11 protein-coding genes are annotated in these 13473 nt (G+C 74.9%); 4 read left to right on the top strand and 7 right to left on the bottom strand.

Annotated features, from left to right (window positions below; genetic code table 11):
• The first annotated feature begins 4 nt into the window (after positions 1-4).
• Complete coding sequence (locus tag DMB38_RS25355) at positions 5-559, top strand: GNAT family N-acetyltransferase (RefSeq protein WP_276314973.1); 555 nt, start codon at positions 5-7, stop codon at positions 557-559.
• On the opposite strand, the gene DMB38_RS25350 is transcribed toward DMB38_RS25355, so the two are convergent.
• Positions 528-986: an ATP-binding protein gene (locus DMB38_RS25350; RefSeq protein ID WP_125937093.1), complete on the bottom strand. Its 459-nt coding sequence runs from the start codon at positions 984-986 to the stop codon at positions 528-530. The genes DMB38_RS25355 and DMB38_RS25350 overlap by 32 nt on opposite strands.
• 262 nt (positions 987-1248) lie before the next feature.
• Here DMB38_RS25350 and DMB38_RS25345 point away from each other — a divergent pair, with 262 nt between their 5' ends.
• The 3 genes from DMB38_RS25345 (at position 1249) to DMB38_RS25335 (ending at position 3345) form a co-directional block, all read left to right on the top strand.
• Positions 1249-2142: a helix-turn-helix transcriptional regulator gene (locus tag DMB38_RS25345; protein WP_125937092.1), complete on the top strand. Its 894-nt coding sequence runs from the start codon at positions 1249-1251 to the stop codon at positions 2140-2142.
• Between the two features lie 2 nt (positions 2143-2144).
• A complete protein-coding gene (locus DMB38_RS25340) occupies positions 2145-2432 on the top strand; it encodes a DUF397 domain-containing protein (protein WP_240662459.1) in 288 nt (95 codons plus the stop codon).
• An 85-nt stretch (positions 2433-2517) separates the two neighbouring features.
• Complete coding sequence (locus DMB38_RS25335) at positions 2518-3345, top strand: SAM-dependent methyltransferase (RefSeq protein WP_125937090.1); 828 nt, start codon at positions 2518-2520, stop codon at positions 3343-3345.
• 32 nt (positions 3346-3377) lie between these two features.
• Here DMB38_RS25335 and DMB38_RS25330 read toward each other — a convergent pair whose 3' ends face one another.
• The 6 genes from DMB38_RS25330 to DMB38_RS25305 all read right to left on the bottom strand — a co-directional run bounded on the left by DMB38_RS25330 (position 3378) and on the right by DMB38_RS25305 (position 13460).
• Positions 3378-5531 carry a bifunctional serine/threonine-protein kinase/ABC transporter substrate-binding protein gene (locus DMB38_RS25330; protein ID WP_125937089.1) on the bottom strand — a complete coding sequence of 718 codons (2154 nt, stop codon included), beginning with the start codon at positions 5529-5531 and terminating at the stop codon, positions 3378-3380.
• Between the two features lie 13 nt (positions 5532-5544).
• Positions 5545-7656, bottom strand: coding sequence for a bifunctional serine/threonine-protein kinase/ABC transporter substrate-binding protein (locus tag DMB38_RS25325; RefSeq protein ID WP_125937088.1), 2112 nt, complete (start codon positions 7654-7656; stop codon positions 5545-5547).
• Positions 7653-8507: a hypothetical protein gene (locus tag DMB38_RS25320; protein ID WP_240662458.1), complete on the bottom strand. Its 855-nt coding sequence runs from the start codon at positions 8505-8507 to the stop codon at positions 7653-7655. The genes DMB38_RS25325 and DMB38_RS25320 overlap by 4 nt, the downstream gene beginning before the upstream one ends.
• Before the next feature lie 179 nt (positions 8508-8686).
• The gene (locus DMB38_RS25315; protein ID WP_240662457.1) at positions 8687-11086 is read right to left on the bottom strand and encodes a LuxR C-terminal-related transcriptional regulator; all 2400 of its coding nucleotides are present in this window, start codon (positions 11084-11086) and stop codon (positions 8687-8689) included.
• A gap of 144 nt (positions 11087-11230) precedes the next feature.
• Complete coding sequence (locus DMB38_RS25310; protein ID WP_125937087.1) at positions 11231-12241, bottom strand: class I SAM-dependent methyltransferase; 1011 nt, start codon at positions 12239-12241, stop codon at positions 11231-11233.
• A complete protein-coding gene (locus DMB38_RS25305; protein WP_125937086.1) occupies positions 12234-13460 on the bottom strand; it encodes a DegT/DnrJ/EryC1/StrS aminotransferase family protein in 1227 nt (408 codons plus the stop codon). Before DMB38_RS25305 ends, DMB38_RS25310 begins: the two co-directional genes overlap by 8 nt.
• Between the last annotated feature and the right edge of the window lie 13 nt (positions 13461-13473).

Below are 13473 nucleotides of genomic sequence, written 5' to 3'. Positions count from 1 at the left end.
GCGGGTGCCCACCTTCCCGCCGGCGGCCGTCATCCGCCCCGCAGCGCCCCAGGACATGACGGCGATCGCCGAGATCTACGCGTACTACGTCACCGACACCGTGATCACCTTCGAGGAGACCCCGCCCCCGCCCGCGTACTGGCAGCAGCGGCTGCGCGACCTGAGCGACCGCGGCCTGCCGTTCCTCGTCGCCGAGGCGGCCGGAAGCCTCGCCGGCTACGCCTACGCCGCCCCCTGGCGCCCCAAGCCGGCCTACAGGCACACCGTCGAGAACACCATCTACCTCGCCCCGGACCGCACGGGACAGGGCATCGGCGGCGCGCTGCTGGCGGAACTGGTCGACCGGTGTGCGAAGGCGGACGTGCGGCAGATCATGGCGGTGATCGCGGACACCGGCGACGGCACCTCGCCCGCTCTCCACAGGCGGCACGGGTTCACGCAGGTGGGCCGGCTGACGGAGGTGGGGTTCAAGCACGGGCGCTGGGTCGACACGATCCTCATGCAGCGCACCCTGCCCGGGAGCGGGCTCACCCGCCTCGGAGCGGCCGCGGCACCCTGATCGTCGCCCACACCGAGAACCCCGGCCCCGACGGCTCCGCCCCCCACGCCTCGCTCAGCGCCGCCACCAGACCGAGCCCGCGCCCGCACTCGTCCTCGGGTCCCGCGACCGTGCGGATCGGGACCCCGTACGCGCCGCCCTGGTCCCGCACCTCCAGCCGCACCCACGGCTGCCGCAGCGCCAGCCGGCAGACGATCCTGCCGCCGCTCGCGTGCAGCACGGCGTTGGTCACCAGCTCGGAGATGACCAACTGGGCCGCGTCGCACACGTCGCCGCCGGCCAGCCGCCAGTCGCCGAGCAGCCGCCTGACGTGTGCCCGCGCCTCCGCCGCCGCGGCGGCCCTGGCCACGAGCTCGAAGCTCTCGCCGTGCGCCGCGACGTCGAAGTCCGCCATCGTGCCGAGCGCGGTGTGGGATGAGGAGGCCATGGGCCGGATGCCTTCCGTACGTCCGTCGAGGGGGAACACGGCGTCCGACCGCCCCGGAGCTTCGCACGTGGGCGGGCGTCTGCCGTGTGAACGGCGTCACTCGCCAACTATGCGTGGGCCGGTCACAGATCGCAAGCGCTGTTTTGCAGACTGCACATGCGGGAATGCATAACGCTGCGAACGATCGAAGTGGCGTGGCACACTGCGCACCGGCAAACCCACCGACAACGCCCCACAGTTGTTCCCGGGAGGTGCAGACGCGATGGCGCGAGCCGGCGGCGAGGCGGGCACGACGGCCATATCAGGCCCGTCGGCCCCCACGGCCGGCCAGCTCGTACTCGGCCGCCGCCTGCAGAACCTGCGCGAGAGCGCCGGGTTCACCCCCGAGCAGGCCGCCAGGGCGCTGCGCGTGAACGCGACCAGCGTCCGGCGCATGGAGAAGGCCGAAGTCGGCCTCAAGTACGCCTCCGTGGAGAAGCTGCTGCGCACCTACGGTCTGCCGCAGGACGACATCGAGTCCTTCCTCGACCTCGTCGAGCAGGCCAACAAGCCCGGGTGGTGGCACCGGTTCCGCGACGTCCTGCCGGAGCAGTTCGGCCTGTACGTGAGCCTGGAGTCGGCCGCGACCCTCATCCGCGCGTATGAACCCCACTGCGTGCCGGGACTGCTGCAGACCGAGGACTACGCCCGCGCCCTGCTCTCCGCCGGGCACCTGCCGCTGGCCGCGGGCGAGCGCGAGCGCCGCGTCACCCTGCGGATGGAGCGCCAGGGACTGCTCATACGCGAGCCGAAGCCGCTGCGGCTGTGGGCCATCGTCGACGAGGCGGCCCTGCGCCGCACCGTGGGCGGACCGCAGACGATGCGGGCGCAGCTCGACCGGCTGGTGGAGGTCGCCCGGATGCCGAACGTCACCCTCCAGGTGCTCCCGTTCGACACCGGCCCGCACCCCGCCATGTACGGGCCGCTGCACCTGCTGCGCTTCCCCGCCCCGGAGCTGGGCGACTTCGGCTACAGCGAGAGCCTCACCGGCCCCGCCTACGTGGAGGACACCGCGCTGGTCTCCCAGTGCCTGGAGGCCCTCAACCGGATATCCACCCAGGCACCGCCGGCACACCAGACCGAGAACATCATCGCCAACATCCGGAAGGAAGTATGAAGATGGCGCACACCCACGGGACGAACGACGCCCACCGCACCGGCGCACCGGGCGGGGGGCAGGTGTACAACGGCATGCCCGCCCGCGAGCTGGGCGCCGACGGCTGGGACAAGCCGTGGAGCGGCCCCAACGGCGACGCCTGCGTCGAGGCGAAGCGGCTCGCGGACGGCCGCGTGGCGCTGCGGCAGAGCACCGCGGACGACGGTCCCGCGCTGATCTACACCGCCGACGAGATGCGCGCGTTCATCGCGGGCATCAAGAACGGGGACGCGGACTTCCTGCTCTCCTGAACGGGCATTCCGGCCGCCGCCCCGCGCGCGTCCCGTACGCCGCCCCCACCGCCGAGCGCCGGCACGACCGAAACGGACTGAGCAGGTGACCGACGAGACCGCCGACCCCATCCGCGTCGACCAGACCCGGGCGCACCCCGCCCGCATCTACGACTACATCCTGGGCGGGCACGACAACTACGAGGTGGACCACACCGCCGCCCGGCAAGTGCTCTCCGTCTGGCCCCAGGCCCGTACCGCCGCCCGCGTCAACCGGGCGTTCATGCGCCGCGCGACCCACTGGCTGGCCGCCGAGGCGGGCATCGACCAGTTCCTCGACATCGGCACGGGCATACCGACGGAACCCAACCTCCACCAGGTCGCGCAGGACGCCAACCCGGCCGCGCGGGTCGTCTACACCGACAACGACCCGCTGGTGCTGCGGTACGCCGAGGCGCTGATGACCAGCACGCCGCAGGGCCGCACCGCCTATCTGCACGCGGATGTCACCGCGCCGCACACCATCCTGGACGCGGCGGAGTTACGTGGCACGCTGGACCTCGACCGGCCGGTCGCGCTCTGCTGCAACGCGCTCTTCCACTTCATCCCGGACCGCGACGCACCCCACGAGATCATGGAGACGCTGCTCAAGCCGCTGGCCCCGGGCAGCTTCCTGGCCCTGTCGCACGCCACCCCCGACTTCAACCCCGAGGGCATGGGGAAGATCCAGGAGATCTACCACCGGCAGGGCATCCCCCTGACCCTGCGCGCGAAGGAGTCGATAAGACCCTTCTTCGCCGGTCTTGAGCTGGTCCCTCCGGGCCTGGTCCCCCCGCACCGCTGGAAGCCCGAGAGGGCCCCGGACGCCGACGGCGGAACGGAGTTGCTCGACGCGGAGGTGTCCCAGTACGCGGCGGTGGCGCGGAAGGTGTAGCGGACGGGGGCGGCGCCTCGTCGGGACCGCCCTCAGCCGTACGGGCCGAGGAAGGCGAACGTGTCGCCGCGGGCCTGGTAGAGGAAGAGCGATCCCCCCGGCTCCAGTTGGTGCGTGTCGTCCTGCGCGAAGGTCAGTTCCTTGGCCACGCCGCGGTACGTCTCCCGGAAGAGCTCCTGCGCGAGGGCCCCGCGGTCGACGGTGCCGTCCGTCGCGGTCCTCTTCTGCCGCGCGATCGCCGCCGCGATCAGGCCCACCGCGTCGTACGCCTCGGGCGCCCAGCGCGGCGGCGTCGTGCCGTACGCGGCGCGGTAGGCGGCGGCGAAGTCCCGCGGTGCGGCGGGGTCGCTGAACGGGGCGGCGCAGAGCCAGCCTCCGGCCGTGCCGCCGGCCGCCTCGAGGAAGGCCGGGGTCATCGTGCGCCAGGTGCCGCCGCGCGGACCCGCGAAGTCCGCGGCGGCCATCGCGCGGGCGCACCGCGCGGCGCGCTCCGGGGACACGCCGGCGTAGATCACGGCCTCGGCGTCCCGGGCGACGGCGGCTTCGACGGCGGCGGCGATGCCGTCATCCGTGTCGTGCACGGTGACGATGCCGTCGTTGGGCGGATTCTCGCCGAGGGACAGGGAGAAGTCCGCTGCCTCGCGGCCCTCGTCGCGGACGACGGCGGTGCGGCGGACGGGGCGGTCGTCCGTCAGATACCGGAGGAGCGGCGCTGCCAGCAACTCCTCGGGTGCTCGGGTGACGCAGAGGGTGTCCATGGTGTGCGCGGCGGGTTGCGGGACGCCGGCGCCGTCGACGCCGACGAGCACGAAGCCGAGCCCGGCGGCCCGGTACACGCCCGCGGCGGCGCGGGTGCCGGCGGCCGTGGTCGGTCCGAGGACGGCCCGTACGGCGGTGCCGTCCGCGAACCGCCGGGCGACGCGCGCCGCGCCGTCGCGGGTGCCGCCGTCGTCGGCGACGTCCAGCGCGAGGCGGAACCCGGTGCCGTCGCGGGCGTTGTGCCGGTCCACGGCCAGCCGTGCGGCGCGCTCATGGGCGCGGCCCGTCTCCTTGCCCGGCCCGCTGAGGTCGGCGTGCAGCCCGAGGGTGTGCACCGGAGGGGAGCCCCCGGCCGAAGTCCCGCCCCGGCCGAGCCCGTACGCGAGCAGCCCGCCCCCGGCGGCGAGCGCCCCCGCCACCCCTCCGGCCGCCAGGAACCGCCGCCGGGTGGGGGCCGCGGCCGGCGGGGAGTCGGTGACGAGGGTGTCCCGGCCCGGAGGGGGAACGTCGAGCGCCCGGGCGGCCCGCTCGGCGACCACCCGCACCACCGCACCCGGCAGCCAGCTCCCGGGGTCCGCGACGGTCTCCCCCGGGCCGCCCGCGGGACCCGGCTCCTCCCCCGCCGGCTCCAGGGCCGCCGCGAGCTCCGCCGCCGTCGGGCGGTCCTCCGGGGGTTTGCTCAGGCACCGTTCCACCCAGCTCCGCAGCGTCCCCTCCGGGACTCCGGTCAGATCCGGGGGCTCGTGGACCGTGCGGAAGACGACCGCCGCCGGGTTGCCGGTGCCGAAGGGGCGGCGGGCCGAGGCGGCGTAGGCGAGGACGCAGCCGAGGGCGAACACGTCCGCCGGCGGGCCGACTTCGGCCGCGCCCGTACGCGCCTGCTCGGGGGCGAGGTAGCCCGGGGAGCCGATCACCACGTCGCTCTCCGTCAGGGCCGTGGCCCCCGGCGCGCGGGCGATGCCGAAGTCGATGAGCCGCGGGCCGTCGAGCGTCAGCAGGACGTTGCCGGGCTTGACGTCCCGGTGGACGAGGCCCGCGCGGTGGACGTCCGCGAGCGTACGGGCCAGGTACCCGCCCAGCCGCAGCACCGCCGGCTCCGGCCACGGCCCGTGGCCGTCCACCGTCTCCGTCAGCGTGGGACCCGGCACGAACTCCGTGGCCAGCCAGGGCTCCCGGGCCTCCGCGTCCGCCGCGACGACCGGGACCAGCCAGCGGCCCCGCAGCCGGCCCGCCGCCGTCACCTCGCGGCGGAAGCGGGTGCGGAAGTCCGGGTCCGCGGCGTGCTCCGCGCGGATCACCTTCAGCGCGACCAGCGCGCCGCCCGGCGTCCGGGCGAGGTAGACCACGCCCATGCCGCCGGCGCCGAGCCGCGCCAGCAGCCGGTGGCCGCCGATGGCCTCGGGGTCCGCGGAGGTCAGCGCGCGCACGGCCCGGGCCCCCTCACTCGCCCGTGTCCGCGGGGCCCGCGTAGCCGAAGCGGCCGTCCGCGGCGCGGTAGTGGAACATCTCGACGCCCTGCAGATAGCCGTCCTGGAACGCGTACTCCCGGACCAGCCCGCGGTACGTGCCCTTCGCCAGCAGCTCGAAGAGCTCTGCCCGCGCCGGCCGGCCGCCGCCCCCGGCGGCCTCGGTGAGCCGGTCGAGCACCATCCGCGTCACGTCGTACGCCTCGGCCGCCCACCGCCCGGGGGCCCGCCCGTAGCGCTCGCGGAACGCCGCGGCGAACTTTGCGACCGGCTTCGCCCCCGGGTCGATGTACGGCGCGTACACCTCCCAGCCGTCCGCCGCCGCGCCCGCCCGCGCCGTGAACTCCGGCCCGGCGGCCGGGTAGCCGAGGATCCGTACGCCCGTGAAGCCACGGTCGGCGAGCCCGCGCGCGAGGTCCGCGCCGCGCCGCGGGCCGCCCGCGTAGTAGACGGCGTCCGGCTCCCAGTCCAGCAGGTCCGCGAGGACCGCGACGGGCGAGGCCGCGCTGCGCGGCACCACCCGCGGGTGCACCTCGATCTCCACCAGCCCGACGGTCCGGTACGCGAGATGGCCCTCCTCCCACGCGAACTCGCCCGCCGCCCGGTCGATCACCATGCCCAGCCGGCGCACCCCCGCGGCCTTCAGCATCAGCGCGGCCGGCAGGCTGGTGGTGCCGTAGGTCGGCACGGTCTGGAGCAGGGAGCGGCGGGAGGCGGTGCCGTACACGCCCTGCGCGGAGGAGACCGTGAGCTGCGGGACGCGCCGCTCGTCGTACGGGCCGAGGGCCGCGCCGGTGGTCTTGTCGCCGGTGGAGCCGACGACGGCCAGCACGTCGCGGTCGGCCGCGAGCCGCCGCGCGGCGCGCTCGGCCTCCGCGGGGTCGCCGCGGTCGTCGGCGACGACGGCCTCCACCTCGAAGGGCCGGCGCTCCCGGGCGTTGAACTGCTCGACCGCCAGCCGCACGCCCCGCTCCTGCGCCCGCCCCGCCGCCTGCTGCGGCCCGCTCAGGTCGGCCTGGACGCCGAGGATCCACCGGCGCGCGGCGGGGCCCGGCGATCCGTCGTCCCGCAGTCCCGCCCAGAGCGCCGCGCCGCCGCCCGCCGCGAGCAGCACGGCGCCGCCGGCGCCGAGGGCGAGGAAGCGGCGGCGGCCGGCGGCGCGGCCCGGCTCGGGTGCCGTGGCCGCCGTGGCGTCGATGTCGGGCAGCGCCAGCGTCGCGGCGGAGCGGTCGGCGATCAGCCGTACGACCTCGTCCGGCAGCCACTCCGCGGTGCCCTCGGGCGCGTCCTCGACCAGGGCCTCGTCGAGTTCGGCGGCGGTCGGGCGGGCGGCCGGGTCCTTGGCGAGGCAGCGGAGCACCACGTCCCGTACGCCGTCGGGGACCTCGGCCAGGTCCGGATCGTCGTGCACCGTGCGGTACAGCAGCGCGTCCACGGCGCCGGTGCCGAAGGGCGGGCGTCCCGTGGCCGCGTACGCCAGCACGCAGCCCAGCGCGAACACGTCGGCCGCCGGGCCGACTTCCCGGCCCTGCGCCTGCTCGGGCGCGAGGAACCCCGGGGTGCCGACGACGGCGTCGGGCGAGGTGAGCGCGGTCTCCTCCGGGGAGCGGGCGATGCCGAAGTCGATGAGCCGCGGGCCGTCGACGGCGAGCAGCACGTTGCCGGGCTTGACGTCCCGGTGGACGAGCCCGGCCGCGTGCACGGCCGCGAGCGCACGGGCGAGGATCTTGCCGAGTATCCGCGTGCCGCGCTCCGGCAGCGGGCCGCAGCGGGCGACGGCCTCGGCGAGCGCGGGGCCCGGCACGAACGCCGTGGCCAGCCAGGGGGCTTCGGCCTCCGGGTCGGCGCCGGTGACGGGCACCACCCACGGGCTGCGCACGCGCCGGGCGGCGGCGGCCTCGCGGCGGAACCGGGCGCGGAAGTCCGTCTCGGCGGCGTACTCCGGGCGGATCACCTTGACGGCCGCCAGCTCGCCGGTCTCCGCGCGGCCGAGGTAGACGACGCCCATGCCGCCGGCGCCGAGCCGGGCGAGGAGGCGGTGGCCGCCGATCCGTACCGGATCCGAGGGCGTGAGCTGCTCCGTCACCGGCCGTTCCCCTCCGCGCCGTTGCCCTCGGCGCCCTCACCGCTCTTGCCGCTCTTGCCGCCGGTCCCGTCGCGCCCGAGCGCGTCCGCCACCCGCCGGAGCATCCGGACCCCCGCCTCCCGCCCGATGTCCTGGGCCTCGGTCATGTCGTACCCGCGCCCGGCCCTGACCGAGACCGAGACGGTGACCTGGCCGAGCCGCATCTGCATCCAGGCGTACGGGACGGGTGCCGCGCCCGCGCCCCGGTAGTCGCCGCTCTCGCGCAGCACGTCGTCGGCGTAGAGGTTCGCGGAGTCGCCGTAGTAGGAGGCGGAGGAGATCAGGTCCGTGAGCCGCTCGCCCGCGCCGAGTCGCTGCTCGGGGCAGCGGAGCATCTCCTCCAGCATCCCGGCGTTCTCCCAGTCCGCCTCCTCGGCGGTGCGGTGCACGGTGACCACGGCGACCAGCCGGGCGGTGCCCTTCCCCGCCGCGGGCGGGACCTCGAAGTGCCGCGAGAGCGTGGCCAGTACGTCGCCGGGCAGCGGCTCCCGGCGCCAGACGCAGTCGTCGCCGAGGACCGACCAGCCGCCCGGGTCGCTCTCGTACGGCGTGGCCGCGACCGCCTCGGGGCCGAAGAGCGCGGGTTCCGCGATGACCTCGTCGATCAGGGTGCGGGCGGCGGCTTCGTCCCGCGGCGCCTTCGCCGGGTCGGCGTCGAGCGCGGAGGTCGGCGCCGGGGCCGGATCGCCCCGCGTACCGGAAGCCCGGGCCGGGCCGTCAGCGGGCTTCCCACTGTCGCCGGTGCAGCCCGCGAGGGCGAGCACGGCGGCGAGCAGCACGGATCCGGCGCACCCCGCGGGCCGTCGTCGCACGAGTCTCCCCCACCCCTGACGTGACGCAGCTCTCCCGTCCCCCGGTAACGGATCGTACGGCGCGGCTCGACACGGTGTCAGCACGGGCGTGTACGGATCACGTAACACCGCGTGAACGCCCGGGGTCGGGGCGGGGCGGGCGGAAGGCGGGGTGCGGTACCCGCCTTCCGCCGCCGGCCTCAGCCGGTCGCCAGCCGGCGGGTCACCTGTACCCGGGACTGGCAGCCGAGCTTGCGCATCACCTTGCGCAGGTGGTTCACGACCGTCCACTCGGCGATGCCGAGCCGGCGGGCGATGACCCGGTTCGTCAGCCCCTCGGCCACCAGCAGGGCGACCTCCAGCTCCCGCTTGGTGAGGATGTCGGCCACGTCGGTGGGCACGTCGTCCCCGGCCACCGGGCGCGCGTCCGCGGCGGGCATGAGACGCAGCGCCGCCTCCCAGGTGAGGTCGGCGCCGGAGCGCCACGCCCACATGTAGTCGTCGGCGGTCAGCTCCTGGCTGGCGGTGGCGAGGATCGCCGTGGTCAGGTCGGTCAGCGGCCGCGGGCGCGGGTGGCCGAGCCGCCGGCGCAGCAGGTTGGCCAGGCCCAGCGTCGCCGTGAGCAGCCGCCAGTCGGTGATCCGGCGCCACTTGTACAGCGCGATCGCCAGCATCTCCAGGCACTCGGGCTGCTCCGGCGCGTCCGCGAGGCCGCCGAGTTGCTCGGCGGCGTCCGCGAAGAGCGCCCGGGCTTCGGCGGAGTCCTGCTCCAGCAGCCGGACGGAGGCGAGGACGTAGCGGGCGGTGACCGCGTCGCCGAAGTCCTCGCGGCCCAGCTCGGCCGCCAGGGCGGTACGGGCCAGTTCGTCGGCGCGGGCCAGGTTGCCCGCGTCGCGCGCCACCACGGCGAGCCGCCGGCTGAGGTACCGGCCGACGCCGACCGCGGTGTCACCGGTGACCCCCGCGCGGGCGGGAGAGGCCAGGACGGCCAGCCCCTCCTCGAACCGGCGGCGGGCGCGCTCCAGGTCCCCGGCGGCGTACGCCTCGTCGCCGAGCAGCCCGAGGCAGCGCACCAGGCCGACGTCGTAGTGCACGGCGCGGTACGCGTCGCGGGCCTGGGCGAGATAGCCGCGGGCCGCGCCGGAGCCGAGCCGCATCGCCAGCTCGCCGGCGGCCTCCAGCGTCCTGGCGTGCAGCCGGGCGTCCTCGACGCCGGCCCGCAGCACCTCCTCGGTGAGCCGCAGGCACTGCCGGGTCTGGGCGGCGCCGGTGGACTGATCGCGCAGCGCGCCGGCGATCAGCGCCATGAACCGGCCCTCGCGGGCCTCCCGCCAGTAGCCGAACGCGGCGAGCAGATCCGCCCGGGTCTCCGGTCCCGGCGCGGCGCGCGGACCGGCGGACGGGGCGCCCGGCTCGGGCGGCGTGGGGTGGGGCGTGGCGAGCGCGAGGAAGTACTCGCCGTGTGCCTTGCGCAGCGTCTCGTGGATCGGCAGCAGGGCCAGCGACCGGGCCGCGGCGTGCCGTACGGAGCTGGGGATGCTGAGGCTCAGCTCGCCGTCGGGGCGCTCGTCGGGGATGAGCACGCTGGCGTCGATGAGCCGTTCCAGCGTCCGGTAGCCGGCGGCGTCGAAGCCGGTGAGCACACCGGCCGCGGCGCGGGTGGTGAACGGGCCCTCGAAGATCGCCAGTTGGTCGAGGAGCATCCGTTCCTCGGCGGGCAGCCGGGCGAGCACCCAGGAGACCATCCCGGAGATGCTGGAGTGCCGCGAGTACGGGTGCCGGTCGATGCGCCGCAGGTCGCCGGTGCCGCGCTCGAAGCGCTCCAGGATCAGGTCGGGTTCGGCGAGCTTGACCTGCTCGGCGGCCAGCTCGATGGCGAACGGCAGCCCGCCGACGAGCCGGCAGAGGTCCAGTACGTAGCGGAAGTTCTCCGCGGTCAGCTTGAACTCGGGCCGTACCGCCCGCGCGTACTGTACGAACAGCTCGACGGCCGGAATCCGCGAGACCGCCGGGAGGTCGGCCTCGACGCCGTGCCCGGTCGGCAGCGGCCGCAGCCGTACGACCCGCTCGCCGTAGAGCCCGAGGCGGGTGGTGCCGACCGTGACCACCCGTACCTGCGGGCAGCTCCTGCGGAACTCCGTGAGCAGTGGCGCCAGTTCATCGGCGACATCCTCGTAGTGGTCGAACAGCACGGTGTGGGGCCCGGGGCCGAGGCCCTCCAGGGCCGACTGGACGGCGGCGGGGCCCTCGTGGAGCTGCTCCCTGAGCCGGCGCAGCATCAGCGCGCCCATGGCGGGGTCCGTGATCCGGCCGAAGTCGAACACCTCGACGGTACCGCCGGGCCCTGGCCCGAAGCGGCGGAGGTACTCCATGACGAGCCGGCTCTTGCCCACCCCTGCCGGCCCGGTGACGGTCACCAGACCTGCGTCGGGCGCGGAGAGCACGGTGGCGAGCCGGTCGAGGTCGCGGGTGCGGCCGATGAGCGACGTGGGGGTGGCTCCGATGTACCCGGCCGGGCTGGTCATCCGGCCGGCGAACAAGCCGGCGAGTCCCAGCTCCGCCTCCTCCTCCTTGGTTGCCACTACGGCGCCGGCGCTCATGGCGTCGCTTCACGGGAGGTGCCGGGAACGACCGACGGCCACGTGCGCGCCGAGACGTCCGCTCGTTTGCCAACAGGGCTGCTCACTGCATTCCCTCCGCCGATAACCTGTCCCGCTCCCCCATGCACACGGCCGGCTCGTCCCTCAGCGGGCGAAGATCAGTGTGGTGGGCGAAGGGGTGGGCTGGAACGTGATCTCCTCGTACCCGGTCTTGGTGAGCCAGGCGTGGTAGTCGGCCCGCCGCCAGGTGCTGCCGTGCGTGCTCTTCAGAAGCATCTCCGAGGCGAACTGCAGCGCGTACCGCGGGCCGCCGCCGCGGTCGTCGTCCACGACGTAGTCGGCGACGACCAGCGTGCCGCCGGGCTTCAGGGCACTTCTGGCCTTGTCGAAGAGGGCCATGTTCTCCTCCGGCCCCTCCTGGCGCGCGATGTTGGAGTACACGACGTAGTCGTAGGGGGCGTACGCGGACCCGCCGAAATCGGTGGTGTGGAAGTTGCCGTCGATGTAATCGACGCGATCGCCCACGCCGTGCTCGGCGAGCAGCCGGCGTGCGATGCGGTTGATCGGCGCCCAGTCGAGCTGGGTGGCGCGGGCGGCGGTGTTGAGCTGCAGCCAGACGCGGGAGTAGATACCCGAGCCGCCGCCGATGTCGAGGAGGGACATCTCCCCGGCGCCGGCGATCCCGAGGACGTCGGCGGCGATCTCCGTCGCCGGCAGGGACGTCGCGGCCAGCGCCTGGACCAGCGCCTCCCAGTACGGGTTGTCGACGACCCCGACCACCGAGGTGGACAGCGGCCCGCCGGCGCGGACCACCTCGGGCAGGTCCGCGAGGGAGTCCATGTGGCCCATCTTGAACTGGGCGAAACCGGTCAGGCTGGTCGGCCGGTGGTCCACCAGGTAGGTGGCGGCCTCTTCGGTGTTGTGGTACTCACCCGCACGCAGTTCGAGCAGCTCCATGCTGACCAGCCCGTCAAGCAGGGCCTGGGTGCCGCGGGTGGACAGCTCGGCGCGGGCGGCGAGCCCGTCGACGGTCCGCACACCGTCCTCGATGTGGGTGAACAGCCCGTACTTCGACGCGGTACCCACGATGCCGGTGGCCCAGTAACCCGTGATGAGGCGCAGAATCCGATCGGACGTCGGTCGGCCCTCACTCATGCTGCTCCTCCCTTGCCGGTCTGCTGGCCTGCCGGCCGGCGGCGGAGGTCTTCGTGCGGGACGCGGAGGACGCCTCGTAGCGCCGCGATGAGCTGACGTTGTTGCGCAGCGCGGCCCGCAGCGCCTCGACGACGCGCTCGGCCTGGTCGACGGAGAGCTCGGCGTGCATCGGGATGGCGAGCTGACGCTGCGAGAGGTCCGCCGAGACGGGGCAGGTCTGGTCGGTCTCGTACGCGGGCTGCAGGTGGCTGGCCCAGGTGCCGTGGCCGCAGCCGATGCCCTGCGCGCGCAGGTCGGCGGCGACGCCGGCGCGGTCGACGCCGGGGTCGAGCGTCAGCAGGTAGGACTGCCAGGCGTGGGTGCGGTCCGCCGGCACGTGCGGCACGGTGACCAGCTCCTCGTCCTTGAGGAGTTCGGCGTAGCGCGCCGCCACCAGGTTGCGGCGGTCCAGCAGTTCCTCGATCCGGCCGAGCTGCACCTGGAGGATCGCGGCGGAGATGTCGGACAGTTTGTAGTTGTAGCCGATGTCCGTGAAGATCGGGATCGGCAGGCCGATGACCCGGGCCTTGTCGAAGATGCTCCCGATGCCGAACGACGAGCGCAGTCGCACGTCCGCGCCGATCGCCGGGTCCTCCGCGAGCAGGGCGCCGCCCTCGCCGCTGGTGATCCCCTTGCGCCCGTGGAAGGACAGGCAGGCGACAGGTGCCAGTGAGCCCGCCGGGCGGCCCTGGTAGGTCGCGCCGATCGCGCAGGCCGCGTCCTCGATGAGGAACAGGTTGTGGCGGTCGGCGAGTTGCCTCAGCTCCGCGTAGTCGGCGGGCAGCCCGACGGTGTCCACCGCGATGATGCCGGCGGTGCGCGGGCCGATGAGGTCCGCGACGGCCTGGGGGTCGACGGTGCCGGTGTCGGCGCGTACGTCGGCGAACATCGGCGTGGCGCCGACGTAGCGCGCCGCGTGGGCGGGCGCCGGGAAGGTGTAGTCGGCGACGATCACCTCGGCGCCGGGCTCCACCTTCAGCGCGAGCAGGGCGAGGTGGAGGGCGGCCGCGCAGCTGCTCAGCGCGACGGCGTCGGCGACGCTGTAGCGGCGGGCCAGCTCGGCTTCGAGGGCCTTGCCCCGCGGGCCCTGGCCGGCCGTCCAGTCGGAGGCGAACACCTCCTCGACGGCGGCCAGCTCCTGCTTGCCCAAACTCGCGTGAACCAGGGGAATGCTGTCCATCGTGCCCTCTCGG

It is taken from the genome of Streptomyces sp. WAC 06738, assembly GCF_003945505.1.
Classification (GTDB): domain Bacteria; phylum Actinomycetota; class Actinomycetes; order Streptomycetales; family Streptomycetaceae; genus Streptomyces.
The sequence above is the reverse complement of the archived record's forward strand: the minus strand, read 5'-3'. Positions and strand labels throughout refer to the sequence as shown.

Bases quoted from the DNA above. Each gene is read 5' to 3' on its own strand.
- DMB38_RS25350 (WP_125937093.1), bottom strand. From the start codon at position 986: ATGGCCTCCTCATCCCACACCGCGCTCGGCACGATGGCGGACTTCGAC.
- DMB38_RS25345 (WP_125937092.1), top strand. From the start codon at position 1,249: ATGGCGCGAGCCGGCGGCGAGGCGGGCACGACGGCCATATCAGGCCCG.
- DMB38_RS25340 (WP_240662459.1), top strand. From the start codon at position 2,145: ATGGCGCACACCCACGGGACGAACGACGCCCACCGCACCGGCGCACCG.
- DMB38_RS25315 (WP_240662457.1), bottom strand. From the start codon at position 11,086: ATGAGCGCCGGCGCCGTAGTGGCAACCAAGGAGGAGGAGGCGGAGCTG.
- DMB38_RS25310 (WP_125937087.1), bottom strand. From the start codon at position 12,241: ATGAGTGAGGGCCGACCGACGTCCGATCGGATTCTGCGCCTCATCACG.
- DMB38_RS25305 (WP_125937086.1), bottom strand. From the start codon at position 13,460: ATGGACAGCATTCCCCTGGTTCACGCGAGTTTGGGCAAGCAGGAGCTG.